Source organism: Streptomyces sp. NPDC059828 (genome assembly GCF_042731955.1).
Lineage (GTDB): Bacteria > Actinomycetota > Actinomycetes > Streptomycetales > Streptomycetaceae > Streptomyces.
Genome location: NZ_JBHWIW010000104.1, coordinates 1 through 1,983 on the forward strand (window position 1 = coordinate 1; position 1,983 = coordinate 1,983).

Below are 1,983 nucleotides of genomic sequence, written 5' to 3' on the forward strand. Positions count from 1 at the left end.
TGTCCGATCCCGGGTGATGCTTGACAGTTCGATCCCAACTGATGGTTGACAGTGGCCGTGATCGGCTTTTCTGTGCGCGTCGTTGCAGCGCGTGTCGGGAGGCCGGGATTGGCGCTGGTGGAGTTGTCGATTGTCGAGCAGAGATACCGGGCTGTCTTGGCGGTGCTGGCGGGTGCGACGGTGACGGAAGTCGCCGCGTCGCTTGGTGTGTCCCGGCAGACGGTCAGCGGGTGGAAGTCCCGGTATGCCGCCTCGGGTCTGGCCGGGCTGGCGGATCGTTCACGGAGGCCGGCGTCGTGTCCGCATCAGGCCACTGCCGAGGTCGAGGCGGCCGTGTGCGAGCTGCGGCGCAAGCACCCGAAGTGGGGTCCGCGGCGGATCGCCCATGTGCTGGAGCGGTCCGGGACAGTCACGCCGGTGCCGTCGCGGATGACCGTGTATCGGGTCCTGGTCCGTCATGGGTTGGTGGAGCCGGGAGTGCGGCGCCGGAAGCGGTCGGACTACAAGCGCTGGCAGCGGGATCGGCCGATGCAGCTGTGGCAGATGGACATCGTCGGCGGAGTGATGCTGGTCAACCCGGTCACGGGCGAGCTGACCGAGGCCAAGGTCGTGACAGGTGTGGATGACCATTCCCGGTACTGCGTGATCGCGTCGGTGGTCGAGCGGGCGACCGGGAGGGCGGTCTGCACGGCCTTCGCCCAAGCCTTGCAGGCGTTCGGGGTGCCGGAAGAGGTGCTCACGGACAACGGCAAACAGTTCACCGACCGGTTCGGGCAGGGCGGTGAGGTGTTGTTCGACCGGATCTGCCGTGAGAACGGGATCGCGCACCGCCTCACCCAGCCGGCGTCGCCGACCACGACGGGCAAGGTCGAGCGGTTCCATCAGACATTGCGGCGCGAACTCCTGGATGACTGCGGGGTGTTCGAGAGCATCGAGGCGGCTCAGGCGGCGCTGGATGCGTGGGTGGAGGAGTACAACTCCATGCGTCCGCATCAGGCCCTGGACATGCAGTCCCCGGGCGACTGGTTCGCCCCGGTTGCGGAGCAGGAGCGGGACGTCCTGGGCCTGAAGATCCCCGGGGTGCTTGCGCTGGTGCCGCAGCAGCGGACGACTCCTGCGGTGGTGCCGGATCCGGCCGCGGCGGTGCCTGTGCCTGCTCCTGCTCCTCTTCCCGAGGTGGTGCAGGTGGAGGGAGGTGGGCCGGTGGAGTTCGAGCGGGTGGTGCCTGCGAGTGGGAATCTGCAGGTCGCGGGCAAGCAGTTCTGGCTCGGTCCGGCCCGCTCAGGGCTGACGGTGACGTTCTGGGCCGACACTTCGGTGATCCATCTGCTGATCGCGGGAGCACGGATCAAGAGTGTGCGGTCGCACTTGTCGGTGGCGGATCTGGTGCAGCTGGCCGCCCGGGGCGGGCGTGCTGCTGGACCGGCCCCGCTTCCGGCCGACGACGGCGCCGCGTTCGAGGTGGACCGGGTCGTGAACAACAGCGGCCTGGTGGGCCTGGGCGGGCACCAGGTGCTGGCGGCGGAGATTTTCGGAGGCCGCCAGGTGGGCATCCGGATCGACGAGGAGACGCTGTCGTTCTTCGACCTGTCCTCGCGGGAACTGCTGCGGGTGCGGCCCAACCCGCTGACCAGCGAGGCAGTCCGCCGACTGCGGGGCCTGCGGCCAGCCGGCCCGCCGCCGCGTCCGGGCGTCGAGCCCGTGCGGGTTCAGCGGCGGGTCAGCGCGGTGGGCACGGTCATGGTCTGTCGGCAGGTCGTGTCCCTCGGCCGCCCGTACGCGGGTCAGACCGTGACCGTGCACGTGTCGGACTCCACGATCACCGTCGACCTGGACGGCCAGGTCCGGGTGATCCGGCGCACGACCGACGTCCCCGTCCGTAACGTGAAAGCGAACAAGCCCCACGGGGCTCCCTACGTTGTCTAGGCCCACCGTCAAGCATCACCTGGGACCAGAACGTCAGGCATCAGCTGGGATCCGACA

Annotated in this window: 1 protein-coding gene; it reads left to right on the plus strand. The window is 69.0% G+C overall.

Annotated elements, in window-relative coordinates; all coding sequences use genetic code 11:
* The first annotated feature begins 108 nt into the window (after positions 1 to 108).
* The gene (locus ACFV6V_RS31050) at positions 109 to 1,926 is read left to right on the plus strand and encodes an IS481 family transposase (protein ID WP_385571179.1); all 1,818 of its coding nucleotides are present in this window, start codon (positions 109 to 111) and stop codon (positions 1,924 to 1,926) included.
* The last annotated feature ends 57 nt before the right edge of the window (positions 1,927 to 1,983 follow it).